22 protein-coding genes and 1 tRNA gene are annotated in these 26,782 nt (G+C 72.0%); 19 read left to right on the top strand and 4 right to left on the bottom strand.

Annotated features, from left to right (window positions below; translation table 11 throughout):
• Positions 1-222 precede the first annotated feature (222 nt).
• Genes BM342_RS06745 through BM342_RS06765 form a run of 5 tightly spaced genes read left to right on the top strand, consistent with a single transcriptional unit; the run spans position 223 to position 6,389 of the window.
• Positions 223-1,956, top strand: a complete 1,734-nt coding sequence (locus BM342_RS06745; protein WP_177232090.1) for a fatty acyl-AMP ligase — start codon at positions 223-225, stop codon at positions 1,954-1,956.
• Positions 1,953-3,689: an acyl-CoA dehydrogenase family protein gene (locus tag BM342_RS06750; RefSeq protein ID WP_092964655.1), complete on the top strand. Its 1,737-nt coding sequence runs from the start codon at positions 1,953-1,955 to the stop codon at positions 3,687-3,689. Before BM342_RS06745 ends, BM342_RS06750 begins: the two co-directional genes overlap by 4 nt.
• Positions 3,671-5,437 carry an acyl-CoA dehydrogenase gene (locus BM342_RS06755; RefSeq protein ID WP_092964656.1) on the top strand — a complete coding sequence of 589 codons (1,767 nt, stop codon included), beginning with the start codon at positions 3,671-3,673 and terminating at the stop codon, positions 5,435-5,437. The genes BM342_RS06750 and BM342_RS06755 overlap by 19 nt, the downstream gene beginning before the upstream one ends.
• The gene (locus BM342_RS06760; protein ID WP_092964657.1) at positions 5,434-5,685 is read left to right on the top strand and encodes an acyl carrier protein; all 252 of its coding nucleotides are present in this window, start codon (positions 5,434-5,436) and stop codon (positions 5,683-5,685) included. Before BM342_RS06755 ends, BM342_RS06760 begins: the two co-directional genes overlap by 4 nt.
• A 47-nt stretch (positions 5,686-5,732) precedes the next feature.
• Positions 5,733-6,389 (top strand): 4'-phosphopantetheinyl transferase family protein, encoded by a 657-nt coding sequence (locus BM342_RS06765; protein WP_143109780.1) that lies wholly within the window; start codon positions 5,733-5,735, stop codon positions 6,387-6,389.
• An 83-nt stretch (positions 6,390-6,472) separates the two neighbouring features.
• Here the strand turns inward: BM342_RS06765 and BM342_RS06770 are convergent.
• The 3 genes from BM342_RS06770 to BM342_RS06780 all read right to left on the bottom strand — a co-directional run bounded on the left by BM342_RS06770 (position 6,473) and on the right by BM342_RS06780 (position 10,251).
• Positions 6,473-6,546: transfer RNA gene (locus BM342_RS06770), tRNA-Pro, on the bottom strand.
• 61 nt (positions 6,547-6,607) lie between these two features.
• Positions 6,608-7,585 (bottom strand): metallophosphoesterase, encoded by a 978-nt coding sequence (locus tag BM342_RS06775; protein ID WP_092964659.1) that lies wholly within the window; start codon positions 7,583-7,585, stop codon positions 6,608-6,610.
• Complete coding sequence (locus tag BM342_RS06780) at positions 7,582-10,251, bottom strand: transglycosylase domain-containing protein (RefSeq protein ID WP_092964660.1); 2,670 nt, start codon at positions 10,249-10,251, stop codon at positions 7,582-7,584. Before BM342_RS06780 ends, BM342_RS06775 begins: the two co-directional genes overlap by 4 nt.
• A gap of 166 nt (positions 10,252-10,417) precedes the next feature.
• Between BM342_RS06780 and BM342_RS06785 the strand changes: the two genes are divergently transcribed.
• The 8 genes from BM342_RS06785 to BM342_RS06820 all read left to right on the top strand — a co-directional run bounded on the left by BM342_RS06785 (position 10,418) and on the right by BM342_RS06820 (position 18,200).
• Entirely contained in the window at positions 10,418-10,651 is a 234-nt protein-coding gene (locus tag BM342_RS06785; protein WP_092964661.1) for a DUF4177 domain-containing protein, read from the top strand.
• Positions 10,651-11,121 carry a RidA family protein gene (locus BM342_RS06790; protein ID WP_092964662.1) on the top strand — a complete coding sequence of 157 codons (471 nt, stop codon included), beginning with the start codon at positions 10,651-10,653 and terminating at the stop codon, positions 11,119-11,121. Before BM342_RS06785 ends, BM342_RS06790 begins: the two co-directional genes overlap by 1 nt.
• Positions 11,122-11,194: 73 nt before the next feature.
• Entirely contained in the window at positions 11,195-13,678 is a 2,484-nt protein-coding gene (locus BM342_RS06795; protein WP_092964663.1) for an ATP-dependent helicase, read from the top strand.
• Positions 13,679-13,688: 10 nt separating this feature from the next.
• On the top strand, positions 13,689-14,231 hold the full coding sequence (locus BM342_RS06800) for an NUDIX domain-containing protein (protein ID WP_092964664.1): 543 nt from the start codon (positions 13,689-13,691) through the stop codon (positions 14,229-14,231).
• Positions 14,228-15,322, top strand: coding sequence for an FUSC family protein (locus BM342_RS06805; protein WP_255368584.1), 1,095 nt, complete (start codon positions 14,228-14,230; stop codon positions 15,320-15,322). The genes BM342_RS06800 and BM342_RS06805 overlap by 4 nt, the downstream gene beginning before the upstream one ends.
• A 78-nt stretch (positions 15,323-15,400) precedes the next feature.
• Positions 15,401-16,819, top strand: a complete 1,419-nt coding sequence (locus tag BM342_RS06810; protein ID WP_255368585.1) for a ferredoxin reductase family protein — start codon at positions 15,401-15,403, stop codon at positions 16,817-16,819.
• Positions 16,816-17,382, top strand: coding sequence for an FMN-binding protein (locus BM342_RS06815; RefSeq protein WP_092964666.1), 567 nt, complete (start codon positions 16,816-16,818; stop codon positions 17,380-17,382). Before BM342_RS06810 ends, BM342_RS06815 begins: the two co-directional genes overlap by 4 nt.
• The gene (locus BM342_RS06820; RefSeq protein ID WP_092964667.1) at positions 17,379-18,200 is read left to right on the top strand and encodes an FAD:protein FMN transferase; all 822 of its coding nucleotides are present in this window, start codon (positions 17,379-17,381) and stop codon (positions 18,198-18,200) included. The genes BM342_RS06815 and BM342_RS06820 overlap by 4 nt, the downstream gene beginning before the upstream one ends.
• Here the strand turns inward: BM342_RS06820 and BM342_RS06825 are convergent.
• A complete protein-coding gene (locus tag BM342_RS06825) occupies positions 18,197-18,919 on the bottom strand; it encodes a VIT1/CCC1 transporter family protein (protein ID WP_218154897.1) in 723 nt (240 codons plus the stop codon). The two genes, BM342_RS06820 and BM342_RS06825, sit on opposite strands and share 4 nt — an antisense overlap.
• A gap of 188 nt (positions 18,920-19,107) precedes the next feature.
• Between BM342_RS06825 and sucC the strand changes: the two genes are divergently transcribed.
• From sucC to purH, 6 genes are all read left to right on the top strand, one after another.
• Positions 19,108-20,271, top strand: coding sequence for an ADP-forming succinate--CoA ligase subunit beta (gene sucC, locus BM342_RS06830; protein ID WP_092964669.1), 1,164 nt, complete (start codon positions 19,108-19,110; stop codon positions 20,269-20,271).
• A gap of 13 nt (positions 20,272-20,284) precedes the next feature.
• Positions 20,285-21,187 carry a succinate--CoA ligase subunit alpha gene (gene sucD, locus BM342_RS06835; protein ID WP_092964670.1) on the top strand — a complete coding sequence of 301 codons (903 nt, stop codon included), beginning with the start codon at positions 20,285-20,287 and terminating at the stop codon, positions 21,185-21,187.
• Between the two features lie 184 nt (positions 21,188-21,371).
• Positions 21,372-22,982: a hypothetical protein gene (locus BM342_RS06840; protein ID WP_092964671.1), complete on the top strand. Its 1,611-nt coding sequence runs from the start codon at positions 21,372-21,374 to the stop codon at positions 22,980-22,982.
• Between the two features lie 31 nt (positions 22,983-23,013).
• A complete protein-coding gene (locus tag BM342_RS06845) occupies positions 23,014-24,561 on the top strand; it encodes a cell division protein PerM (protein WP_092964672.1) in 1,548 nt (515 codons plus the stop codon).
• A gap of 9 nt (positions 24,562-24,570) precedes the next feature.
• Positions 24,571-25,161, top strand: a complete 591-nt coding sequence (purN, locus tag BM342_RS06850; protein ID WP_092966643.1) for a phosphoribosylglycinamide formyltransferase — start codon at positions 24,571-24,573, stop codon at positions 25,159-25,161.
• Positions 25,158-26,768: a bifunctional phosphoribosylaminoimidazolecarboxamide formyltransferase/IMP cyclohydrolase gene (gene purH / locus BM342_RS06855; protein WP_092964673.1), complete on the top strand. Its 1,611-nt coding sequence runs from the start codon at positions 25,158-25,160 to the stop codon at positions 26,766-26,768. The genes purN and purH overlap by 4 nt, the downstream gene beginning before the upstream one ends.
• Positions 26,769-26,782: the final 14 nt, after the last annotated feature.

Raw genomic sequence — 26,782 nt, forward strand, 5'->3', positions numbered from 1 at the left:
GCGACGCGGCCCCCCGACAGGCGCACAGCATATCCGCATGCGCTCCGCGTCCCCGCGACGTCCCCCGAGCTGGGGGTGCCCTCCGACGAAGCCGTAACATGCGCGCAACATCGTGTGCGCGCGGTGTTCAAGAAGGCTCCATATGCTCGCCCTCGCACCCGGTGTCATCTCCGGACGACGGCGTTCAACTCAGCCGGGCGGCCGACAGGGGAGGGAGCCGACGTGAAGACGAGCACCACATTCGTCGACGTCATGATGGGCACGGCGACGACGGCCGGCGAAGGGCGAGGGATCCGGTTCTACTCGAGCCCGAGCGATTCCGAGTTCCGGTCGTACGGCGCGTTCGATCGCCAGGCGCGAGCGGATGCCGCGACGCTGACCGCCCGCGGGTACGCCGCCGGCGAGGTCGTCATCCTCGCGTTCGACCCCGGTCTCGCCTTCATCCGCGCGCTGTACGCCGCGTTCTACGCCGGACTCGTGGCCTCGCCCGTTCCCGTGGCGGCCATGCGCCAGCCCGGTGCTGCGCTCCGCAGGCTCGAGGCGATCATCGCGGACTCGGGCAGCCGACTCGTGCTCACCGACGGAACCGCGCTCGCGGCGATGGGCCTCGAACCGGGTGACGCCCCGGTGGGCGCCGACGTCACGCAGGTCACGACCCTCGCCGGGGAGGCGGATGCCGCGGCGTGGACGCCCCCGCCGATCACCGCGGACTCGCTCGCGCTGCTCCAGTACACGTCGGGCTCGACCGGCACCCCGAAGGGCGTCATGGTGAGCCACGGCAACCTCGTGGCGAACGAGGCGGCGATCACGTCTGCGGTCGGGATCACCGCGGAGTCGCGCACGATGGGCTGGCTTCCGCACTACCACGACATGGGGCTGGTCGGTCAGCTGCTGCAGCCGATCTTCGTCGGCGCCGACAGCGTGCTCACCTCGCCGAGCCAGTTCCTGCGTCGCCCCCTCCTCTGGCTGCGACTCATCACCGAGTACCGCTCGACCCACACGGTCGGCCCCGACTTCGCCTACGGGCTCTGCACCAGGCTCGTGACCGACGAGCAGCTCGCCTCGCTCGACCTCTCGTCGCTCGAGGGCGTGATCACGGGGGCCGAGCCGGTGCGCAGTTCGACGCTCGCGGCCTTCTCCGACCGGTTCGCAGCGGCCGGATTCGACGGGCGTGCGTTCATCCCGGCCTACGGCATGGCCGAGACCACCCTGCTCGTCACGGCGAGCGTGCGCCCCGACGCGGTCGAGCCGATCCGCGTCGACGCCGAGGGCGTCGAGGCCGGCGAACTGCGCGAGCCGACCGGTGCCGGCCGGGCGGTGGAACTCGTCTCGTGCGGGCCCGCCGCATCCGGGCACGAGATCGCGATCATGGACACCGCCTCCGGCCTGCGTGCGGGCGAGGGCGCGATCGGCGAGATCCTCGTACGCGGGCCGAGCGTGGCGCAGGGGTACTGGAGGCGACCCGACGAGACGGAGCAGGACTTCCGCACCACGCTCGTGGGCGGGCCAGACGACCGCCGCTACCTGCGCACGGGCGACCTCGGAGCGCTCATCGACGGGGAACTCGTCATCACGGGGCGCATCAAGGACCTGATCATCATCCGCGGCCGCAACCTCTACCCGCAGGACCTCGAGACGACGGCCGAGGGGTTCCTGCCCTCCGGATGCCTCAGCGCGGCGTTCGAGGGCCTCGGAACCCAGCCGGCGGTGGGCCTCGTCGCCGAGGTCGACGCCGCGCGGGTGTCGGCCGACGAACTCGAGCGTCTCGCCGAGGAGGTGCGCAAGCGCGTCGTCGACGAGTACACGCTGCCCGAGCTCGGCGTCGTGTTCATCCGGAAGGGCACGCTGCCCCGCACCACGAGCGGCAAGGTGCAGCGTGCGCTCACCAGGTCGCTGCTGGCCGACGAGCGGCTCGCGACCGTGGTCCGCCTCGGGTTCGATCGGACACCGGCGTGAGCGCGCAGCCGGCGGCGCCCGCATCCGCGCGCACGATCGGGTCGGTCGATGCCGCGGACGCGCTCGGCCGCGCGTCCGTCGCGGAGTTCGAGGCCTTCCTCGGGCGGACCGACCAGCCCGGTTCGGTGATCACGCACGACCGGTCGGTCGAGCTCGACGAGGCATCCGCCTTCCCCGGCGAGGCCGTCGACGCCGTCGACGGGTGGGGACTCCAGCGCGCCTACGTTCCCGAGGCCCACGGCGGCGGCCTCGGCGACGTCCTCGTGCCGATGATGATGATCCGCCACCTCGCGAGCCGCGACCTCACCGTCGCGGTCGCGCACGGCAAGACGTTCCTCGGCGCGGTCGGCGCCTGGATCGCCGGGGGGCCGATCGCGGCCGACATGGCCGGCATCGTGCTGGCGGGTGACCCCGTCTCGTGGGGGCTCACCGAGCAGGGGCGGGGATCCGACCTGTCGAACACCGCGACCATGGCGGTCGTCGGCGACACGATCCGCGTCAGCGGCACGAAGTGGCCGATCAACAACGCGACGCGGGGCCGGGCGATGACCGTGCTCGCGCGCACGGGCGACGCCGGGCCGCGCGCGCTCTCGCTCGTGCTGGTCGACAAGCAGCGCGTCGACCAGGGCACGCTCGCCCCCCGAGCGAAGGTCGCCACGCACGGCATCCGCGGCGCCGACATCAGCGGACTCGAGCTGCGCGGCACGCGGGTCGAAGGCGATCGTCTCGTCGGCGCGCCGGGTCACGGCCTCGAGATCGTGCTGAAGAGCCTCCAGCTCACGAGGCCGCTGACGACCGCGCTCTCGCTGGGCGCGGCGGACCACGCGATCGCGATCGCGACCGGGTTCGCGTCGGAGCGCCGCCTCTTCGGCCGCACGCTCGCCGACCTCCCGACCGCGCGGGCGACCCTCGGCACGGCGATCGCCGATTCGCTGCTCGCCGAGGCCGTGATGTACGCGGGCGCCCGCGCGGCCCATCGCACGCCGGAGGAGATGTCGCTCGTGAGCGCGCTCGTGAAGTTCCTCGTGCCCGACACGGTCGACCTCATGTTCCGCGACCTGACGCCGTTCGTCGGGGCGCGGTCGCAGCTCATCGGCATCGCCGGCGCGGGAGCGTTCCAGAAGGCGGCCCGCGACAACCGGGTCGTCGGCATCTTCGACGGCAACTCCGTCGTGAACCTGAACATGATCATCAACGAGTTCCCCTCGATCGCCCGCGAGGCCGACCCCGTCGACCTCGGTCGAGTGGTCGCGGACTTCGCGTTCGACGGGCCGGCCGATGGCTGGGTCGAGACCGCCGGGCTCCGGCTCGTCACGAAGCGCGGCACGCGCATGCTGCGCGCCCTGCCCGGCCTCGTCGACCTGCTGGGCGGTCGGCCTGCCGCGGCCGTCGCGCGACGCATCGCGTCGGAGTCCGAGCTCGCGGTGCTCGCGGCGGGCACGGCACCTCGGGAATCCGCACCGTCAGCGGCATCCTTCGACCTCGCCGAACGGATCGCGCTGTGCTTCGGTGCCGCCTGCGCCGTCGCCACCGAGCTCGCCTCGCCCGAACGGGGCAGCGCGCCGTCCGAGGTGCGCCTCGCCGCCGTGCTGGACCGGATCGCCGTGCGCCTCGGCCTGCAACCCTCGACCGCCGCTGCCTCGACCGCGGCGACGCTCGCGGAGCTCGCCTTCGAGGAGGCCGGCCGCGGCCGGGCGGTGTCCGTGCTCGACGGATGGGCGGACGCCTCGTGACCCTGCTCGACGGACGCCTGCCGGCAGGCACCTCCAAGACGACCGCCCCGGTCGAGGGTCTCGACGAGCTCTTCGGCGACCCGCGGCATCCGGGACCCTTCGACTACGCGTCGATCGTCGCCGACGACGACGCCCGACGGCTGAGTTCGACCGCTGAGGCCCTGCTCGACGAGTGGGCGGCCGCGGCGGAGTTCGTGCCGGCCTCGCTCGGGGGCCGCTGGGTCTCGACCGAGGACCTCGTGCGCCGCTGGCGCCCGATCTTCCGACGCGACCCCGCACTCGGGCTCGGGTACGGACTCACCACGCTCATGGCCTCTCTGAACGTGTGGGTCGCGGGTGACGACGCGCAGCGGCGCGAGGTCGCCGCGCGCTTGCTGCGCGGCGAGCGCATCGCGGTGGGCTTCCACGAGCTCGACCACGGCAACGACCTGCTCGCGAACGAGTGCGCGGCCCGCCCCGACGGCGACGGCGGGTGGGTCGTGACCGGCGCCAAGCAGGTCATCAACAACGTCGATCGCGCCGAGTCGGTGCTGGTCATGGCCCGAACCTCGCCCGAACCCGGAGCGCGCAGCCACTCCCTGCTGCTCTGGCACAAGGATGCCGCGACGAGGCCGCTCGTCGACACGGGCCGTCGGGTGCTCACGGCCGGCATGCGGGGCTGCCGCATCGGGGTCGCCGAGTTCCACGGGCTGCCCCTGCCCGGCTCCGCAGTCGTCGGTGCGACCGGCACCGCGGCGCAGACGGCGTTGACGGCATTCCAGGTGAGCCGAGCGGTGATCCCGGCACTCGCCGTCGCGACCGTCGACGCGACGCTCGACCTCGCCGTGCGATACGGCGCCGAGCGTTCGCTCTACGGCGGCGCCGTGCTCGACCTCCCGCACGCGCGAGCGCTGCTCGCGGGTGCCATGGCGGATCTCTGGCTCGCCGACGCGCTGAGCGCGGTCGTCGTGCGCGCCCTGCACCTGGCGCCCGCCGAATGCCTCGTGCTCACGGCGGCCTCGAAGTACCTCGTGCCCCAGCTGCTGCAGGCGGCAATGCAGGACCTCTCGGTGCTGTTCGGGTCGACGTTCTACGCGCGCGTCGCGCCGTACGACGTCGTCGAGAAGTTCGTGCGCGACCTCGCGGTCGTGCCGATCGGGCATGCCGGCTCGACCGCGTGCCTGCTCACGATCCTGCCGAACCTGCCCGCGTGGGTGCGCCGATCCCGCCGCACGACCGCGACCGACCCCGATCTGTTCCGGCTCGGCGAGCACCTGGACGAACTCGACCTCACGAAGCTCTCCCTCGGAGCCGGCACGAGCGACCCGCTCGGCGCGGCGCTCACCGACCCCGACGTGGCGGGCGCGCTCGACGAGCGGTCCGTCGCTGCGGGCGCGCGGCTCGCCGCCGAACTCGACCGGCTCCGCGGCGAGATCGCCGAGGCGTCGCCCGCGGTGCTCGGCGCCGACGCCCCGCCCGAGGCGTTCGCCCTCGGGCACCGCCTCGCGCTGCTGCTCGCGGGCGGGGCATGGGCCGGCATCAGCGCGCACGCGAGCCCAGGCAGCCTGCCGCACGACGAGACCGTTCGTGCCACCGTGTTCGCCCGGCTCGAGTCCAGGCTCGCCGGTCGGGTCGCGCCGCTCGACGCCGACGCGGTCGACCACCTTCTCGGCCTCGCCGGGGGCCTCGTCGATCGAGGCGGGCGATTCACCATCTCGGAAGCATCGGAGCCCGCTCCGGCTCCGCAGGAAGAAGGAGACACCAGATGACCACGGATGCCCCGACCATCGAGTCCTGGCTCATGGGACGCGTCGTCGCGTACGGCAAGGTCGACGCCGGCACGTTCGACGCCACCACGCCGCTCGCCGACCTCGGGCTCGACTCCGTCTACGCACTGACCCTGTGCGGTGACATCGAGGACGAGTTCGACCTCGACGTCGACCCGACGATCGTCTGGGACCACCCCACGATCGGCGAGCTCGCCGCGGGCATCTCCGAACGGCTCGCCGAAGGGTGAACTCGGGCTCGCCTGGCCTCCTCGCACCGCCCGACCGGCGGGGCCGGGTGTTCGGCGCTGCCGACGACGGGCTGTGGTGGTGCGTCGGCGACTGGATGCCGCGGGCAGCGGATTCCCTCAGCCTCGGGCCGGCGGCGTCCCGATCCGCCCGCGGCGACGAGCGTGCCCGCCGCATCCGCGAACGGCGCGAGACGGGCCGATCGTGGGCCGAGGAGCTCGTGCGGGCCAGACTCGGTGGCGCCTGGCCCGGCTTCGCCCCGACACCGGCCGGTGCGAAGCCGAGGCTGAACGGCGCTCACGGACTCGACGTGAGCATCTCCCACAGCGGGCCGACGATGCTGGTCGCCCTCGCGCTCGGAGCGCAGGTCGGCGCCGACGTGGAGGCCGCGCCGTTCGACGCGTTCGCCAGGCCGCAGCTCGTGCGCCGCATGTGCTCCCCGAGCGAGCTCGAGGCGCTCGCAGCGGTACCCGAAGGGGCGGTGCGCCGCCGGGCGCTGGCGCGCGCCTGGACCGTGAAGGAGGCCACCCTGAAGGCCCGCGGCATCGGCCTCGCCGAGGATCCGAGGACCGTCGAGGTCGATCTGGTCGCGACCCTCGCCGACGTCGCGCAGCGTTCGATCGGCGGTGCGGCGGGCACGAGACCCGAGCTGACGATCGTGCGGTTCGGTGCGGACGGCGCCGAGCTGCGGCATCCGCTCGCCTGATGGGGGTCGACCGCACCGCCGGCAACGACGAAGGCCCCCGCTCTCGCGGAGGCCTTCATCTGCGTGTCTCAACTGACACAGTGTCGGGGTGACAGGATTTGAACCTGCGACCTCGTCGTCCCGAACGACGCGCGCTACCAAGCTGCGCCACACCCCGGTGCCCTTGCGGGCCTCAACAAGAATAGCCGATAAACGGAGCCCCGCTGACCACTCGCGCGTCAGGCGGACGCAACGAGGGTGACGAGGGTCGCCTCGGGAGGGCAGGCGAACCGGACCGGCGCGTAGATCGAGGTTCCGAGGCCCGCGGAGACGTTGAGGAACGCCGATCGCAGCCCGTGCCGCCAGACGCTCAGGCCCTTGACCTGGTCGCGCGGGATGTCGCAGTTCGTGACGAGCGCACCGAAGCCGGGCACGCAGACCTGGCCGCCGTGCGTGTGCCCGGCGAGGATCAGCTGCGCGCCATGGTTCACGAAGGAGTTCAGCACGCGCTGGTAGGGCGCGTGCGCGACCCCGACGGTCACCGTCGGGCGCGACGCCGCTGCGGAGGACGGATCGGGCCAGGTCTCGTCGCCGAGCGGGTCGTCGGCCCGCAGGTCGTCGATCGCGCTCGCGATGAGGTCGAGGCGGTCGTAGCCCTTGTGCGGGTCGTCGACGCCGAAGAACTCGAAGTGGGTCCCGCGCAGGTCGAAACCGGTCGCCGTGTTGTCGAGGTCCTGCCAGCCGAGCTCGGCGAAGTACGCGTGCAGCGCGTCGATGTCGAGGCGAGCACTGCGACGGACGTGGCCAGAAGGACCCGAGAAGTACAGGAACGGGTTCTTCGCCACGGGGCCGAAGTAGTCGTTCGACCCGTTGACGAAGACACCCGGGATGCCGCGGAACGGCTCGAACGCCGCGCGGATGCCCTCGAGCCCGCGTTCGTGGCCGAGGTTGTCACCCGTGTCGACGATCAGGTCGGGCTCGAGCTCGGCGAGCGACCGGACCCATGCCTGCTTCTCGCGCTGCCACGGCGCCATGTGCAGGTCGGAGAGGTGCAGCACCTTGATCGGTTCCGACCCGGCCGGGAGCACCGGCACCTCGACGCGTCGGAGGGTCCATCGCTTGCGCTCGACGAACACGCCCCATGCGAGGGTTGCGGCACCGGCCGCGCCGATCGCGAGTGCGATCGACGCGGCCGGTGACTGCTTCGCAGGGCTCAACCGCCGCCGCCCGGGAGGGTGGGCGTGCCGCCGCCGTCGGTGCCGCCGCCGCCACCGCTGTCGTCGAGCTTGCCGATGCCGATGGTGATCGTGTCGCCGGGCTTCGCCGACCCGTCGGCGCCGGGATCCTGCGAGACCACGAGACCGACCTGGCTCGCATCGGTCGTGTCGACGTTCGTGCGCTTGACCCGGTATCCGGCCTGCTTGAGCGCAGCCTCGGCGACATCGGCCTGCTGACCGACCACGTTCGGCACGGCCTTCAGGGTTCCGTTGCTCGTGTAGACGGTGATGGTGGTGCCGCGACCGGCCTGTCCGGTCGGGTTCGACCCGGTGACGGTTCCGGCGGGAAGCGCCGAATCCTGGGGGCCGCCGTCGGCGAAGACGAAGCCTGCGGCCTCGATCGCCTGCTTGGCCGCATCGAGGGTCAAGCCGGTCACCTGCGGGATGTCGACGAGCACCTCCTTGAACATGCTGTCGGGTGCGTCGGGGAAGTCGTCCCCGCCGAACTTGCCGTCGGCGACCGACATGATCATCGGCCAGATCCGGTGACGGGCGGTGGCGGCGTAGCCGCTGTCGAACGAGAGTTCGCGCAGGTTGGCGTCGCCCGTGACGTTGCCGACCCAGACCGCGGTCGAGGCCTTGGTGCTCGCCCCGATCATCCAGGTGTCCTTCGCATCGTCGGTCGTACCGGTCTTGCCGATGTGCGCGATGCCGGTGCCCGGGTCGGAGGCCGACGTCGTGCCGCCGTTGAAGGTCTGCTCCATGGCGTAGTCCATGGCGTGCGCGACCTCGGCGGTCACCGACTGCGTGCACGTGCTCTTCGGCGGATCGACCTCGGTGCCATCGGCCTTCGTGATGCGGTCGATCGCGATCGGGGTGCAGGTGAGTCCGTTGTTGGCGATGCCGGCGAAGGCCGTGGCCATCGCGAGCGGGGAGACCTCTTCGGTACCCAGCACGGCCGACGGGCTGAAGACCTCGTCGGGGTTCACCTTGCGGGTGCCGTCTTCGTTGTAGACGGGGCCGTTGTCGTCGTACTCGAACTTCTGTCCGAGGTCGAGGCCGTCGGCACGACGCACGCCGAACGCCTGCGCGGTGTCGCGGATCTTGCAGAGGTCGAGCTGCTGCGCCATGGCCATGAACGAGGTGTTCACCGAGTACTTCGTCGCATCGACGGCGTTGTTCGCACCGGTACCGTCGTCGTTGCGCGGGTTGAAGCTGCCCGTCCAGCCGCCGTAGCAGGCCGCGGGGAACGAGGTGAACGTACGACGCGCTCCGTTGAAGCTCTCCTTGAGCGAGTGGCCCTCGTTCAGCCACTCCGCGAGGGTGAACACCTTGAAGGTCGAGCCGGGCTGGAGTCCGCTCGATCCGCCGTAGTCGAAGTCGGTGTTGTAGTTGATCGCCGTGTACTTGCCGTCGGATGCGGCGAGTTCGGGGTCGTTGGTGAACTGCTTGTTCTGCGCCATGGCGAGGATGCGCCCGGTGCCCGGCTGCACGGTGACCGCGGCGGAGCCGACGTCGAACCGCGGATCGGTGCTCGGCACGTTCTGGCTGATCGCGTTCTCGGCGGTGGCCTGCAGGCTCAGGTCGAGCGTGGTGTAGATCTGGAGGCCGCCGGTCTGCAGGAGGCGCGTGCCCTCGTTCACATCGGGCGTCTTGGGGTCGTCGTACTGGTTCTTGATGACCCAGGTGACGTAGTCGCAGAAGAACCCGCTGCCGCCGGCGGTCTGGCAGCCGGTGCTCGGCTCCTGGATGACGGGGGCGACGACGGTCGCGACCGCGGCATCGTGCTCCTCCTGCGTGATCTTCTTCTCCTTGAGCATCTGATCGAGGATGTAGTCGCGACGGACCTTGTTGTCGGCGTACGGCACCGGCTGGCCGTCGACGACGGTCTTCGCGCCGTTCGTCTCGCTGTCGGGCTCGTCGAGGCGGAACTTCTCGGGCCAGTTCACGATCGCGATCAGGCTCGCGGACTCTGCGAGGCTCAGCTCGGAGGCGTGCTTGCCGCCGAAGTAGTACTGGGCGGCGGACTCGATGCCGTAGACACGGCCGCCGAACGCGGCGATGTTGAGGTAGCCGCGGAGGATCTGGTCCTTCGTGTACTCCTTCTCGATGGTGATCGCGTAGCGCATCTCCTTGAGCTTGCGCTCGGGGGTCGTCTCGATCGCGGCGTCGACCGCCGCCTCGCGCTCCTCTTCGGTGGTCGCGCTGTTCACGGCGTTGTTCACGAGCACGTTCTTGACGTACTGCTGCGTGATCGACGAGCCGCCCTGCGTCGCGCCGCCGATGACGTACTCGTTCAGCGCTGCGCGGAGCGTGCCCTGCACGTCGATGCCGCCGTGCTCGTAGAAGCGCGGGTCCTCGCCGGCGACCGCCGCGTCCTTGACGTACTGGCTGATCTGGTCGAACGCGACCTCCTCGCGGTCCTCCTCGAAGAAGCTCGCGAGCTTGTACGGCGTCTTGCCGTCGTCCTGCATGGCGTAGACGTCGGTCTTCTCCGACAGTTCGCCGATGTCGAGGAACCCGGGCAGGTTCTCGAACATCGTGATGCTGTTGTTGGCGGCCATGCCGGTGACGGCGAGGGCAGGGGTCACTGCGGCCGTCACGAGCACGCCGGCGAGTGCGCTCATGCCGACGAACGCGAGGATCCCGGATCCGACGTCGCTCATCGTACGATTTTGGGCAGACATATAGTGGAGCGTAACGGAGAAGACTGGCAATCAACGGCACGGAAGCTGGGCGAACGCCTGCTCCGTCACTCAGCGGTGCGCACGCGGCGCGCGGCGCCGGTCCGATCCGATCCGAAGCCGCCTGTCACGAAGAGACGAGGGTCCCATGGTCACCTGGGAGTACATCACCACCCCGCTGCTGATCCACAACACCGCCGCGATCCTCAACAACTGGGGCTCCGAGGGGTGGGAGCTCGTGCAGGTCGTGCAGGGCCCCGAGGGTGGGCTCGTCGCATACCTGAAGCGTCCGGTCGGCGGCTCGGAGTCGGTCGCCGCCTCCGCGGGTGCCGCTGCCGCGGCGCAGGCCGCCAAGGCCTTCGAGGGCGAGGGGCGCGCCTGATGGCCGGCTTCGAGGCACGGCTCGCCGAGCTCGGCATCGAGCTCCCGGATGTCGCGCCGCCCGTCGCTGCGTACATCCCCGCCGTGGCCACCGGCTCGTACGTGCACACGTCCGGCCAGCTGCCGTTCACGGCCGGCGCGCTGCCCGCGACCGGCAAGGTGGGCGACGGGCACGGCCTCGTGCCCGCCGACGACGCCAAGGCGTACGCGCGCACGTGCATCCTCAACGCGCTCGCCGCCGTCCGTGCCGAGATCGGCTCGCTCGACCGCATCACCCGCATCGTGAAGGTCGTCGGCTTCGTGGCCTCCGACCCCGCGTTCACCGGTCAGCCGGGCGTCGTCAACGGCGCCTCCGAGCTGCTCGGAGAGGTCTTCGGCGAGGCCGGCCGCCACGCGCGCTCGGCCGTGGGCGTCGCGGTGCTGCCGCTCGACTCGCCCGTCGAGGTCGAACTCGTCGTCGAGTTCGCCTGACGCGTTCGGCGCTCCCTCGTCGCGGACGCGGCGGGGGAGCGCTGTCGGATGCCGCGCCTAGACTTGTCGGGACATGACGCTGATCCTCGACCCCGACGACCCGGCCGGCTGGCGCGAGGCGCCCGCCGCGGGCGGTGCACCCGCTGCAGACGGCACGCCCGCGGCATCCGGCAACCGCTTCACCGAAGGCCTGAACCCCGAGCAGCGCGAGGCGGTCGAGTACCGCGGCCAGGCGCTGCTGATCGTGGCGGGAGCCGGCTCGGGCAAGACCCGCGTGCTGACCCACCGCATCGCGGGGCTCATCGACAGCCGTGAGGCCTGGCCGAGCCAGATCCTCGCCATCACGTTCACGAACAAGGCCGCCGCCGAGATGCGCGAGCGCGTCGAGGCGCTGCTCGGCGAGGGCGCGTCGGGCATGTGGATCTCGACGTTCCACTCGGCCTGCGTGCGCATCCTCCGGCGCGAGGCCGAGGCGATCGGCCTGTCGTCGACGTTCACGATCTACGACTCGGCCGACACGCGCACCGTGCTCAAGCGCATCATCAAGGAGCTCGACGCCGACACCATGGGCTTCACGCCGGCCGGCGCCCAGTCGAAGATCTCGAAGCTCAAGAACGAGCTCTCCGACGTGGAGTCGTTCGCGCGCAACGCGAACATGAACGACCCCCAAGAGGTCATGTTCCTCGAGATCTTCCGGCAGTACACCCGGCGCCTGCGCGCCGCGAGCGCGCTCGACTTCGACGACCTCATCGCAGAGACGGTCTACCTGTTCCGCGCGTTCCCGGCGGTCGCGTCGCTCTACCAGCGACGGTTCCGGCACATCCTGGTCGACGAGTACCAGGACACCAACCACGCGCAGTACTCGCTCATCCGCGAGTTCACGCAGTCGATCCCGGCCGAGCGCGTCGCCGAGATGTCCGAGCACGGGTTCAACGTCCGCGGCGTGACCGACGCCACCGGCGGCATCCCGGGCGCGAGCCTCACCGTGGTCGGCGACTCCGACCAGTCCATCTACGCGTTCCGCGGAGCCGACATCCGCAACATCTCCGAGTTCGAGCGGGACTTCCCCGGTGCGAAGGTCGTGCTCCTCGAGCAGAACTACCGCTCGACGCAGAACATCCTCTCCGCCGCCAACGCGGTCATCTCGAACAACTTCGACCGAAAAGACAAGAAGCTCTGGACCGCGGTCGGCGACGGCGACAAGATCACCGGCTACACCGGGTACACCGCGCACGACGAGGCGCAGTTCGTGGCCGACGAGATCGAGGCGCTGCACCGCTCGGGCGTCGCCTACCGCGACATCGCGGTGTTCTACCGCACCAACGCGCAGACGCGAGCGCTCGAGGAGATCTTCGTACGATCGGCCCTGCCGTACCGTGTGGTCGGCGGCACGAAGTTCTACGAGCGCGCCGAGATCAAGGACGCGATGGCCTACCTCGTCTCGGTGGCCAACCCCCTCGACGAGCTGGCGCTCCGCCGCATCCTGAACACGCCCAAGCGCGGCATCGGGCCGGCGACCGAGACGGCGCTGTCGAGCTTCGCCGAGGCCAACCAGCTCACCTTCCGCGAGGCGATGCGCTCGGCCGACGCCCTCGGCCTCGGGCCCAAGGTCACGGGCGCCATCACGACGCTCGCGAACGTGCTCGACGAGGCGGCTGCGATGCTCGCGCCGTCGGCGGCAGGCGTCGCCGCGGGCACGAACGAGGGAGCCTCGAAGGTCTCAGACGTGCTCGTGTTCCTGCTCGAGCGCTCCGGGCTCATCGACGCGCTGCGCCGAAGCCGCGACCCGCAAGACGAGACCCGCGCCGAGAACGTCGACGAGCTCGTCGCGCAGACGCGCGACTTCGACCGCGACAACCCGCTCGCCACGGTCGTCGACTTCCTGACCCAGGTCTCGCTCGTGGCCGCGGCCGACGAGCTCGACGACGCCTCGGGCACCGTGTCGCTCATGACGCTGCACACGGCCAAGGGCCTCGAGTACCACGCCGTGTTCCTCACCGGACTCGAAGAGGGCCTGCTGCCGCACCAGATGTCGGCCTCCGAGCCCGGCGGCCCAGCCGAGGAGCGACGGCTCTTCTACGTCGGCATCACCCGGGCGCGCCAGCGGCTCTACATCTCCCTCGCGATGAGCCGCGCGCAGTTCGGCGAGGTCGCAGTCGCAATGCCGTCGCGCTACCTGCAGGAGATCCCCGAGGGCCTCGTCGACTGGAAGCAGTCGCCGGGCATGGCCACGTCGCGGGGCGGCACGCAGCCACGCGCGCTCAACGCCCGCCGCCCCGGCGGCGCGTGGGGCACCCGCGACCGCGATCTCGAGAAGTTCAGCGTGACGGCCTCGGCCAAGCCCAAGGCCGAGTGGGCCAACCGGGTCACGGGCACCGTGCGCGACAACGGCGACCTGACGCTCGAGCCCGGAGACCGCATCCGCCACGTCGACTTCGGCGAGGGGCGCGTCAACCAGGTCACGGGCGAGGGCACGAAGCGCATCGCCCACGTGAGCTTCGACACCGCCGGCCAGAAGAAACTGCTCATCAAGATCGCCCCGATCGAGAAGCTCTGAGGAGCCCCGCATGACCTGGCCCACGCGCGCGACCCGCACCGTCTACGAGAACCCGTGGATCCGGGTCGTCGAAGACGAGGTCGAGCGCCCTGACGGCGAGACCGGCATCTACGGCGTCCTCGAGATGCAGCATCCCGCGGTGTTCGTGGTCGCGATGACCGACGCCGACGAGGTGCTGCTCGTCACCGTCGACCGGCACACGGTCGGCTCGTCGATCGAGGTGCCGGCGGGCGGCACCGACGGTGAAGACGCCCTCGCGGCGGCGCAGCGCGAGCTCCTCGAAGAGACGGGGTACGCGGCATCCGAGTGGCACGAGATCGGGCGCATGACCGCGCTCAACGGCGTCGCGCGCGCGCCCGAGACCGTCTTCCTCGCGACCGGGCTCGAGCTCGCAGGACCCGCAGGGCGCACCCAGCACGAAGAGGGCATCAGCCAGGTGAGCGCCGTGCCATGGACCGAGGTGTGGGCTCTCGTGCGCGACGGCGTCATCGACGACGGCGAGAGCGTCGCCGCACTCGCCTACGCGGCCGTGCATCTGGGCCGGGTGTCGTGAGCGCACCGGCCTCGGTCGGCGGGTGGTGGCGGGAGTTCCGCACGCTCGACGTCGAGGTCGCCGTGCGCGCGGCCATCGCCGCGGCGGTTCCGCTGACCGTCCTCGTCGCGACGGGGCGCACCGAGTGGGCGGCCTACGCCGCGTTCGGCGCCATGACCGCGATCTTCGGCAGAAGCGAGCCGTACGGCACGCGCCTGCGGACCGTCACGACCGCAGCACTGGTGCAGGTCGCGGCGACCGGGCTCGGCATCCTGCTCGCGGTCGTGCACGCGCCGCACGCCGTCGAGGCGATCGTGCTCGCCGTGCTCATCACGGCGGTCATCGTGGCCTACAACCTGCTCGGGGTCACTCCGTCGGGGCCGTTGTTCGCGGTCTTCGGGCTGCTGGTGTGCGCGGCGCAGCCGATCGACGACGGCACCGGGTGGCAGCGATGGGGCGTCGCGTGGGCGGCGGCCGCCTTCGCCTGGCTGCTCGCCATGTCGGGGTGGGTGCTCCGGCGCGCGGCGCCCGGGCGCGCGAAGGCGGTGTTCCGCGACCTGCCGCGTCGTACTCCGGTGCGCGTTCATGCGTGGTCGGATGCGCGGCTGTGGCTCAACGTCGTGCAGAACGTCGCCGCCGCGCTCCTCGCAGGGGCGGCGGCGCTCGCGCTCGGCATCGGGCACCCCTACTGGGCTGTGGTGAGCGCCGTCGCGGTCATCCCGCCCGCGCGAGCGGCGCACACCGCGCAGCGCGCCGTGCACCGAGTCGCCGGCACCCTGGTCGGCGTCGTCGTCACCGCGCTCGTGCTCTGGCCCGACCCGCCGGCGTGGGTGCTCATCGTCGTGATCGCCGTGTGCCAGTTCGGCGCCGAACTGCTCGTCGGCCGCCACTACGGGGCGGCGCTGGTCTTCGTGACGCCGCTCGCCCTCGTCGTCGTGCACCTCGCGTCGCCCGTTCCGGTGTTCGGCCTCCTCGCCGACCGCGTGCTCGAGACGGTCCTCGGCGCCGCGGTCGGGTTGCTCGCCGTGCTCGCGGCCAAGCGGCTCGCCGAGGCCGACCGGCTGCCGCCGCCGAGCGGCGTGCTGCCGAGCGTCGGGCCGAAGCCGCGCTGACCCGGAGTCGCACACGTTCCCAGCGATCGCACAGGCCACCCATCGGCTGACGATAGACCGCACGCGCACGGTGGACGCATGGCGTTCCTGGTCCACGACGCGCGACGGTCGGAACGGCCGTCGCGCACCAGCCCCGGCGCCCGGCCGGCGATCGGCGCGGGTCGGCTGTGGCGCGTCGACGTGCTGCAGGCGCTCGCGGTGGCCTCAGTCGCGGTCGCGATCGCGCTGTTCCTCTCCGAAGGCGGTGGGACGCGCTTCGGCGACCTCGGCGCCGCGCTCACGTCGTCGGGCATCATCGCGGGGCTCGCGGCGACCGACCTGGTGCTGGTGATGCTGCTGCTCGCGTCCAGGGTTCCGCTCATCGAGCGCGCCGTAGGCCACGACGCGGCGATGGCGCTGCACGGGCGGCTCGGCAAGCCCGTGCTGTATCTGCTCCTCGCGCACGGCGCACTGCTCCTCGGCGGCTACGCGGTCGCCGACGGCGCAGGCGTCGTCGCCGAGGCGGTCGCGATCTGGAGCCTGCCCGATCTGCCGCTGGCGATGCTCGGGTTCGTGCTCTTCCTCGCGGTCGTCGTGTCGTCGGTCGTCACGGTGCGGCGGAGGCTCCGCTACGAGGCGTGGCACGTCGTGCACCTGCTGTCGTACGCCGCCGTCCTCGCGGCGCTTCCGCACCAGTTCAGCGTCGGCGGCCTGTTCGCCGAGGGCAGCTGGCAGCGGTGGTACTGGCTGGCTCTCGTCGTGGTCTCGCTCGGCGCGGTGGCGGTGTTCCGACTGCTCGTGCCGGCAGCGACGACGATGCGTCACGGCGTCCGCGTCGAACGCGTCGACCCGGTCGGCGACCCGCGCGACGGCGTGTTCTCCGTGACGATGCACGGGCGCCGGCTCGATCGGCTGGGCGCGCAGGGCGGCCAGTTCCTCATCTGGCGATTCCTCGCGAAGGGCCAGTGGTGGCAGGCCCACCCGTACTCGCTCTCGGCGGTGCCCCGCGGCGACCGCCTCCGCATCACCGTGCGGGCACTCGGAGACGGCTCGGCATCGCTCGCGGGGATGAGGCCGGGCACGCGCGTCGTGCTCGAGGGGCCCTACGGCATCTTCAGCGAGCGAGCGCGCACCCGTCGTCGCATCACGCTCGTCGGTGCGGGCATCGGTGTGACGCCGATCCGCTCGCTGCTCGAGCAGGCGCGGTTCCGCCCGGGCGAGGCGACGGTGGTGCTGCGAACGACGGGACCGGCCGACGGCTGGCTGCTCGACGAGGTCGCGGCCCTCTGCCGCAGTCGCGGTGCGACGCTCATCACCGTGCCCGGCCCCAGGGGCCACGGCTGGCTCCCCGCCGACGCCGAGCAGCAGGGGCTGCACCTCCGGGCGCTCGTGCCCGGAATCGCCGACAGCGACCTGTACGTGTGCGGGCCGCGAGCCTGGGCGGACTCGGTCATCGCCGAGGCCCGCGTGGCCGGGATCGCGCCCGAGCAGGTGCATCACGAGCGGTTCGACTGGTGAGACGGCGTGCGGTGCTCCTCGCGTCCGCGGCGTCGGCCGCGGCCATCCTCGGCGGCTGGCAGCTCGGCCAGGTCGAGACCGCCTCGCTCGACGCGTCGGGCACCGTGGAGACGGTCTCGTCGGACGATTCCGAGGCGACGGATGCCGCGGGCACGACCGACCCCGGTCAGGACGCGTCCGGCTCGACCGGGTCGTCGGACTCCGGCGCAACGGATCCGGGGGCGACGGGCGCCGGCTCGAGCGGTTCGGCCGGCACTGGCACCGCTTCGTCGGGCGCGGCCGACGGCACCTACAGCGGCTCGTCGGTCTCCACGCGCTTCGGCGACGTGCAGGTGCAGGTCACCGTCTCGGGCGGCGCCATCACCGAGGTCACCGCCCTGCGGCTGACGGATCACGACGGCCGGTCGGTGCAGATCAGCAACCGGGCGGAACCCGTGCTCCGCGACGAGGTGCTGCAGGCGCAGTCCGCCCGGGTGTCCTTCGTCAGCGGGGCGACGTACACGAGCGCCGCGTACCTGCAGTCGCTGCAGTCCGCGCTTGATCAGGCCGGGTTCACGGGATGACCGTCCACGGCGGCGCCATCCGGGGGAACGCCTTTCCCGCGATGGGCACGGTCGTCAGCCTCCGGGTCGGGGACCCTCCGGAAGGGTCGGCTGCCGCGGGCGCGTCACCGTGGTCGGGACCCGCTGCCGCGGCATCCGTCGACCGGTCGGCCCCGCTGCTCGCCGAGGTCATGGTCGCCTTCGCCCGCTGGGAGGCTCGCTGCAGCCTCGTCGAACCCCGTTCGGAACTCAGCCGCATCGCGCGCGGAGACCTCGCGCTGCACGCGGCGAGCGCGGAGGTGCGCGGCGCGTACGCGCTCGCGCTCGATTGGCGGTCGCGCACCGGCGGTCGGTTCACGCCGCATCGCGGCGACGGCGTCATCGACCTGAACGGGGTGGTGAAGGCGCTCGCGGTGGCGGACGCGGGCGACGCGCTCGACCGTGCCGGGCGCCTCGGCTGGGCGATCGATGCGGGCGGGGACATCCTCGTGGCGGCGGGAGCGCGCGTGCCCGTCGGCATCGCCGACCCGCTCGACCGGACCGCGCTGCTGGCTCGGTTCGATCTCGACGGCATGCGCCGGCGCGCGATCGCGACGTCGGGCTCGGCCGAGCGGGGCGACCACATCTGGACCGTCGCGGGGATCGAGGGCTCGCCCTTCGTGCAGGTGAGCGTGGCCGCGGCCGACCTCGTCACGGCCGACGTGCTCGCGACCGGCATCGTCGCGGGCGGGCTCGACGGCCTGCACGACCTCTCGGCGCGGTTCGACGTCGACGTGCTCGCCGTGACGCTCGATCGTCGGCTCCTCGCCACCCCGGGCTGGCCGCGGTCGAGCGCCTAGACGACACCGCCGAGCAGGCCGCCGATCACCCAGGTGACGACGAGGGCGAGCGCTCCGCCGATGACGACGCGGGCGACGGCCCGGCCGCGCGGGGCTCCGCCGATCCACGCGGAGAGCCAGCCCGTCACCGCCAGCGCGATGACGACGGCAGCGAAGGTCGTCGCGATGCGCCACTCGGGAGGCGGCAGGAGGATCGCGAGCATCGGCAGCACCGCGCCGACGAGGAACGACAGCGCGGATGCCCCTGCCGCGTGCCACGGGTTCACGACGTCGTCCTCGGCGATGCGCAGCTCGGCCTCGAGGTGGGCGGCGAGCGCGTCGTGCTCGGTGAGCTCGCGGGCGACCCGCTCCGCGGTCTCCGCGCTGAGACCCTTCGCCCGGTAGATCCCGGCGAGCTCGGCGAGCTCCTGCTCGGGCATCTCGGCGAGCTCGCGCGTCTCCTTCGCGATCAGCGCACGCTCGGTGTCGCGCTGGGTCGACACCGACACGTACTCGCCGAGTCCCATCGAGATCGCACCGGCGACGACCGAGGCGACGCCGGCGACGACGATCGCGCCGAGATCGGTGGTCGCGGCCGCGACGCCGACGACGAGCGCGGCGACCGAGATGATGCCGTCGTTCGCCCCGAGCACGCCCGCGCGCAACCAGTTGAGCTTCTCGTGCACCTTGGCATCGTGGGGGTCGGCCCCGTGTCGGGGCTCCGGCGAGGCATCCGTCATGGTCGCAGTATCGCAGCCGTCCGGGTGCCCGTTCGGTCGTGCGAAGGGCGCGTTCGGAGGCGACATGCGAGCGGAGTACCATAGACCCCGGCCCCGGCGGATATCTCGACTTCGAGACATCCCGGTCGGGCATCACACCCACCAGCCACTGTGCGCGGTCGCGCGTGCGGACCGATTGGAAGTAGAGCGTGGATCTTTACGAGTACCAGGCCAGAGACCTGTTCGAACAGTACGGGGTCCCGGTGCTCCCGGGCATCGTCGCCGACACCGCCGAAGAAGTGCGCGCGGCAGCCGAGAAGCTCGGCGGCGTGGTCGTCGTCAAGGCGCAGGTGAAGACCGGCGGCCGCGGCAAGGCGGGCGGCGTCAAGGTCGCCAAGACCCCCGACGAGGCGTTCGAGGCGGCGCAGGCCATCCTCGGCCTCGACATCAAGGGCCACGTCGTCAAGCGCGTCATGGTCGCCGGCGGCGCCCGCATCGCGCAGGAGTTCTACTTCTCGGTGCTGCTCGACCGGGCCAACCGCTCCTACCTCTCGCTCACGAGCGTCGAGGGCGGCATGGAGATCGAGCAGCTCGCGGTCGAGAAGCCCGAGGCGCTCGCCCGCATCGAGGTCGACCCCATCGCCGGCATCGACGCCGCCAAGGCCCGTGAGATCGCGGTCGCCGCGAACTTCCCGGCCGAACTGGTCGACAAGGTCGCCGACGTCTTCGTGAAGCTCTACGAGGTCTACAAGGGCGAAGACGCGACGCTCGTCGAGGTCAACCCGCTCATCCTCGACGAAGACGGCAACGTCATCGCGCTCGACGGCAAGGTCACGCTCGACGAGAACGCCGAGTTCCGTCACGCGAACCACGCGCTGCTCGAAGACAAGGATGCGGCCGACCCGCTCGAGGCGCAGGCGAAGGCCCTCGACCTCAACTACGTCAAGCTCGACGGCGAGGTCGGCATCATCGGCAACGGTGCGGGGCTCGTCATGTCCACGCTCGACGTCGTCGCCTACGCGGGCGAGAACCACGGCGGCGTCAAGCCCGCCAACTTCCTCGACATCGGCGGCGGCGCCTCGGCCGAGGTCATGGCCAACGGCCTCGGCATCATCCTCGGCGACCCGCAGGTCAAGAGCGTGTTCGTCAACGTCTTCGGCGGCATCACCGCGTGCGACCAGGTCGCGAAGGGCATCGTCGGCGCACTCGCCGAGCTGGGCTCGACCGCGAACAAGCCGCTCGTCGTGCGTCTCGACGGCAACAACGTCGTCGAGGGCCGTCGCATCCTCGAGGAGGCCGCGCACCCGCTCGTCACCCTCGCCGAGAACATGGACCAGGGCGCCGACAAGGCCGCCGAGCTGGCGAACGCGTAAGGGGCGCACAGAAATGACGATCTTCCTCAACAAGGACTCCAAGGTCATCGTCCAGGGCATCACCGGCGGCGAGGGCTCCAAGCACACCGCACGCATGCTCGCCGCGGGCACCCAGGTGGTCGGCGGCGTGAACGCGCGCAAGGCCGGCACCACGGTGCTGCACACGGATGCCGCGGGCGCGCCCGTCGAGCTTCCCGTCTTCGCGAGCGTGGCCGAGGCCATCGCGGCGACCGGCGCCGACGTGTCGATCGCGTTCGTGCCGCCGGCGTTCACGAAGGACGCCGTGGTCGAGGCCATCGACGCCGAGATCCCGCTCCTCGTCATCATCACCGAGGGCGTGCCCGTGCAGGACTCCGCCGAGTTCTGGGCCTACGCCAAGGAGAAGGGCGACGCGACGCGCATCATCGGCCCGAACTGCCCCGGCATCATCAGCCCCGGTGAGTCGCTCGTCGGCATCACCCCGGCGAACATCACGGGCAAGGGCCCGATCGGCCTCGTGTCGAAGTCGGGCACCCTGACGTACCAGATGATGTACGAGCTCCGCGACCTGGGCTTCTCGACCGCCATCGGCATCGGCGGCGACCCCATCATCGGCACGACCCACATCGACGCCCTCGCGGCGTTCGAGGCCGACCCCGAGACGAAGGCGATCGTCATGATCGGCGAGATCGGCGGCGACGCAGAAGAGCGCGCGGCCGACTTCATCAAGGCGAACGTCACGAAGCCGGTCGTCGGCTACGTCGCGGGCTTCACCGCCCCCGAGGGCAAGACCATGGGTCACGCCGGTGCGATCGTGTCCGGCTCGGCCGGCACCGCGCAGGCGAAGAAGGAGGCCCTCGAGGCCGCCGGCGTCAAGGTCGGCAAGACGCCGTCCGAGACCGCGCAGCTGCTGCGCGAGGTCTACGCAGCCCTCTGATCGGATGCCGCGGCCGGGCGCTGGTGCGTCCGGCCGCGGGTGTCCGCAGCGAACGCCCGTCCGCTGCCCCCGCCTCGGCGTGGGGGAGCGCACGGGCGTTTTCGCATCCTCCCGCGAAGAACGGCTGCGTTCGCCGCATCCGCGCCGATATGGTGTGGGAAACGCGGTACGTCGGGGGGACGGCATGGCACAGACAGGCGATCAGGAACTGCTGGCACGCATCGAGGCGCTCGAGACCGAGAACGCGCGGCTCCGCGTCGAGGTCGAGGCACCCGCCGCCGCGCCCGCGAAGCCCAGGCGCTCCGGCCGCGGTCGAGTCGCCGTCGCGACCGTGCTGGTGATCGTCGGCGTCTTGCTGGCGCCGATCGCCGTCCTCGGCGCCTGGGCGAAGACCCAGCTCGTCGACACCGACACGTTCGTCGCCACGTTCGCGCCGCTCGCCGACGACCCCGCCGTGCAGGCCTTCGTCGCCGAGGAGGCGACCACGGCCATCCTCGACTCCGTCGACATCGAGGGCTACACCTCGGCCGTGTTCGACGCCATCAAGGACCTCGGTCTCCCGCCCAGGGCGGAGGAGGCGCTCGGCCTGCTCGAGGGCCCGGCGACCCAGGGCATCGAGTCGCTGGTCGGCCAGCTCGTGAACCGGTTCGTGACGTCCGACGCCTTCGGCGACATCTTCGAGCAGGCGCTGCGCGTCACGCACACGCAGACGATCGCGGCGCTGCAGGGCGATCCAGACGCGGTGCTCGACATCAGCTCCTCCGGTGAGCTCGGCATCCAGCTGGGGCCGATCGTGGCCGAGGTCAAGCAGCGGCTCATCGATGCGGGCGTCGGGTTCGCGTCGGCGATCCCCGAGGTCGACCGCACGATCGTCATCGCCCAGTCCGACGCGCTCCCGACGGTGCGGCTCGTGTACGCCCTCGCGGTCTCGGCGGGCACCTGGCTGCCCTGGGTGGCGCTCGCGTTCCTCGTCGCCGGCATCCTGGTCGCGCCCAGACGACGGACCGCGATCATCTGGACGTCGTCCGCGCTCGCGGTGTCGATGATCATCCTCGGCAGCGGATTCGGCGTGGCACGCCTCTACTTCCTCGGCACGATCGCGCCGGGCATCATGCCTGCGGCGGCCGCCGAGGTGATCTACGACCAGATCGTCGACCGGATGGTCGCGACGACCGTGGCCCTGGCGATCTTCGCCGTCGCGGTCGCGCTGATCGCCTGGCTCAGCGGTCCGAGCGCGCTGCCGCGGAAGCTGCGCGGCTTCGTCGATTCCGGGTTCGGCGCGGTGCGCGGCGCCGCTGCCGAACGCGGCCTCACGACGGGGGCGTTCGGCGCCTGGCTCGGCCGGCAGCGCGTGCTCGTCTTCTCGGTGATCGCGCTCGGAGCGGTCGCCGTGATCCTCTTCTCGCGGCCGATCTCGACCGCACTCGTGGTCTGGACGATCATCATCGCGCTGCTGCTGGTCGCGCTCGTCGAGCTGCTGCAGCGCCCGGCCGACGAGGTCGCGGCGGCCGATGCCGCTGCGGCCGCCGCGTCGGAGGAGGCCGAGGCGGCCGCTGCCGCTGCGGCCGCCTCGGAAGAAGGGCTGGGCGACACCACGGTGCTCGACGACGGCGTCGTCGGCCCGACCGACAGCGGCTCGAGCGACGCGGACACCGCCGTGCTGGTCGAGGCATCCGGTGCCGAGCTCGAGGGAGGCGTCGCCGAAGATGCGAAGGCGACCGACGTGCTCGACCTCGGCGGAGACACCGCCCCCAAGCCGACGGGTCCGAAGAAGCGCGGCCGTCCTGCCGAGTGACCCGCCCACTCCGGGCTAAGCTCCCGGAGGAATGAGACGCACCACGATCGCCATGCTCGCCTCGCTCGAGGCGGTCGTCGCAGCGCTCATCGGCTTCGCCCTGGCGCTCGTGCCGTTGATGCTGCTGTGGGCGGTGCACTTCGGGCTCGTGGTCGACGCGATGGTGTTCGTGCACGCGGCGGCAGGTGTGTGGCTGCTCGGGCACGGGGTCGATCTCACGGCTCAGGTCGATGCCGTCACGGCATCGCGCATGGGCCTCGAGGGCGCGGGCGACCCGTTCACGATGTCGATCGCCCTGCTCGGCATCGCCCTGCTGACGTTCGCGGCCGGTCTCCGCATCGGTCGACGCTCGGCCGCCGCCGATCACGCGCTCACGGGAGCGATCGCCGCGATGGCGGTGTTCGCGCTCGCCGGTGCCGGCGCATGGGTGCTCGTCGACTCCCCGGCCCTGCACGCGACCCCCGGCTGGTCGATCGGCCTGCCCGCGTTCGTCGTCGGGCTCGGCGCGCTCGTCGGCGCGGTGGGGGAATCGGTGCGCAATCCGTCGACGGATGTCGCGCGGGCCGGGTTCGTGCGGCGCACGGTCGCCGAGCTGCCGCCGACCCTCGTCGACGTGGCCGCCGTGTCGGTGCGCGTCGGCGCCGGGGCGGCATTCGGGGTGCTGGCCGTCGCCGGCGTGCTGGTGGCGCTCGCGATCACGCTCGACTACGCGACCATCGCCGGCCTGTACCAGGCGCTCGATCCGGGCGTCGACGGCGGCATCGCACTGACGATGGCCGAGCTCGCGCTGCTGCCGAACGTCGTCGTCTGGGCGGCGGCGTGGCTGCTCGGGCCGGGGTTCGCGCTCGGCTCCGGGTCGGTCGTTTCCTCCGGGGCGACCGTGCTCGGTCCGGTGCCCGGCATCCCGCTGCTCGGTGCGCTGCCCGAGGCGTCGCCCGCACTCGGCGGCCTGTGGCTCGTGGTGCCCGTGCTCCTCGGATTCGTCGGCTCCTGGATCATCGGGACGACCCGCCGGCGAGCCTCCGGTGGCGGCGGCGCCCAGTGGTGGTGGCCGCTCGCCGTCGCCGCGGGTTCCGCGCTCGTCGCGGGCGCGACGCTCGGGCTCCTCGCGAACTGGTCGTCGGGAGCCGTCGGTCCCGGGCGGCTCGCCGAGGTCGGTCCCGACGGCGTCGCGGTCGGGCTCGTCGCCGCGGCGACGGTCGGCATCGGCACGCTGGCGGGCGGCTACGCGGCGTTCGCGCGCCGGCGCGAGGAGGCGGGCTCCGGTCTCGCGGTCCGCGACCGCTGGCGCGCCGATCCCGATCCCGCTCCCGTCGATCGGAGCGCTCCGGTGACCGCGCCGGCCTTCACCGCGGCGTCGGCCGGCCGCGCTGCACCGGCGCCTCGGGCCGAACCCGAGCGGCGGACCCCCGAGCCGGGCCATCGGCCCGAGCCCGTCGTCGCCCGACCGGTGACGCAGAGCGAGCCTGCGCCGAGGGACCCCGACGCCCCATGGTGGCGACGCGATGCGCCCGGGCGCGACCCCGTCACGCCCGGCGGCGACGAGCAGGACACCGAGGCCTTCGACACGACCCGCTAGGCTCGTATGGTGCTGAAGCTCGTCGTGCTCATCTCTGGCACCGGATCCAACCTTCGTTCCCTCCTCGAGGCCGCTCGAGACGTCGAGTTCCCCGCTCGGATCGTCGCGATCGGCGCCGACCGCGACGCCGACGGCCTGGCGCTCGGCGAGGAGTTCGGCATCCCGACCTTCACGGTGCCGTTCACCGCGTACCCCGATCGCGATGCGTGGGGCGCCGAGCTCATCGAGCAGGTGCGCCTGTGGGAGCCCGACCTCGTGGTGCTGTCGGGGCTCATGCGGCTCGTGCCTCCCGCGGTCGTCGACGCCTTCTCGCCCGCGCTCATCAACACGCATCCCGCCTACCTGCCCGAGTTCCCGGGGGCGCACGGCGTCCGCGACGCGCTCGCTGCGGGCGTCGACCAGACCGGCGCGAGCCTCATCGTCGTCGACAACTCGGTCGACGGCGGCCCCATCATCGCCCAGGAGCGCGTGCCGGTGCTGCCCGACGACACCGAGTCGTCGCTGCACGACCGCATCAAGCCCGTCGAACGCCGCCTGCTGATCCAGGCGGTGCTCGACATCGCCAACTCCCACCTCGACTTGAAGGAGCTCGCCCGATGAGCGGACACACGATCGACCCGAGCCTCTACCGACCGCGCGACCTCGTGCCGGTGCGCCGGGCCCTCATCGCGGTGAGCGACAAGCGCGGCCTCGTCGAGCTCGCCACCGAGCTCGTCGCCGCCGGCGTCGAACTCGTCTCGACGGGCGGCACGGGCAAGGCCATCTCCGACGCCGGGCTCCCGGTCACGCAGGTCGCCGAGGTCACGGGCTACCCCGAGCACCTCGACGGGCGCGTGCGCACCCTGCACCCCGCCGTGCACTCGGGCCTGCTCGCCGACCTTCGGCTCGAGCACCACGAGACCCAGCTCGCCGAGCTCGACATCAAGCCGTACGAGCTCGTCGTCGTGAACCTCTACCCGTTCGCCGAGACGGTCGCCTCCGGCGCCGGCGAGGCCGAGGTCGTCGAGCAGATCGACATCGGCGGCCCCGCCATGGTGCGCGCCTCGGCGAAGAACCACGCGAACGTGGCCGTGGTCGTCTCGCCCGACCGCTACGCCGAGATCGCCGCGGCCGTCACGGCCGGGGGCACGACGCTCGCACAGCGGCAGGTGCTCGCCCGTGAGGCGTTCCGCCACACCGCGTCGTACGACGTGGCGGTCGCGTCGTGGATCGGGTCGGTCGTCGCACCCGACCAGCCCGCAGAGGAGTCGCCGTTCCCCGCATGGGTCGGCGGCACCTGGTCGAAGGACGCCGACCTGCGCTACGGCGAGAACTCGCACCAGAAGGCCGCGATCTACGCCTCGAACGGCGGCAGGCCCGGCATCGCCCAGTCGGTCGTGCTGCACGGCAAGGAGATGTCGTACAACAACTACGTCGACGCCGACGCGGCTGTGCGCGCCGCGTTCGACTTCGACGCGCCCGCCGTGGCCATCATCAAGCACGCGAACCCGTGCGGCATCGCGGTCGCGTCGGCCGGGGCATCCGACCCCATCGCCGACGCCCACCGTCGCGCGCACGAGTGCGACCCGGTCTCGGCCTTCGGCGGGGTGATCGCGGCGAACCGCACCGTCACGCTCGAGATGGCGCAGACCGTCTCCGGCATCTTCACCGAGGTGCTCATCGCGCCCGCCTTCGAGGCCGAGGCGCTCGAACTGCTGACCCAGAAGAAGAACATCCGCCTGCTCACGCTGCCCGAGGGCTTCGCGCCGACGGCCGTCGAGCTCAAGCAGGTCTCGGGCGGACTCCTGCTGCAGCAGGCCGACCGCGACTTCGCGCCGGCCTCCGACTGGACCCTGGCCGCGGGTGAGCCGGCCGACGAGGCCACGCTCGCCGACCTCGAGTTCGCGTGGCGCGCGTGCCGTGCGGTCAAGTCGAACGCGATCCTGCTCGCCTCGGGCGGCGCATCGGTCGGCGTCGGCATGGGCCAGGTCAACCGCGTCGACTCGTGCAAGCTCGCGGTCGAGCGTGCGGGCGAGCGGGCCTCGGGCTCGGTCGCGGCCTCCGACGCGTTCTTCCCGTTCGCCGACGGCCTGCAGATCCTGCTCGACGGCGGCGTGCGCGCGGTCGTGCAGCCCGGCGGCTCGGTGCGCGACGAAGAGGTCGTCGAGGCGGCCCGCGCAGCCGGCGTCACGATGTACTTCACGGGCGAGCGCCACTTCTTCCACTGATCGCGGCCGATCGC

The organism is Agromyces sp. CF514 (genome assembly GCF_900113185.1).
Lineage (GTDB): Bacteria > Actinomycetota > Actinomycetes > Actinomycetales > Microbacteriaceae > Agromyces.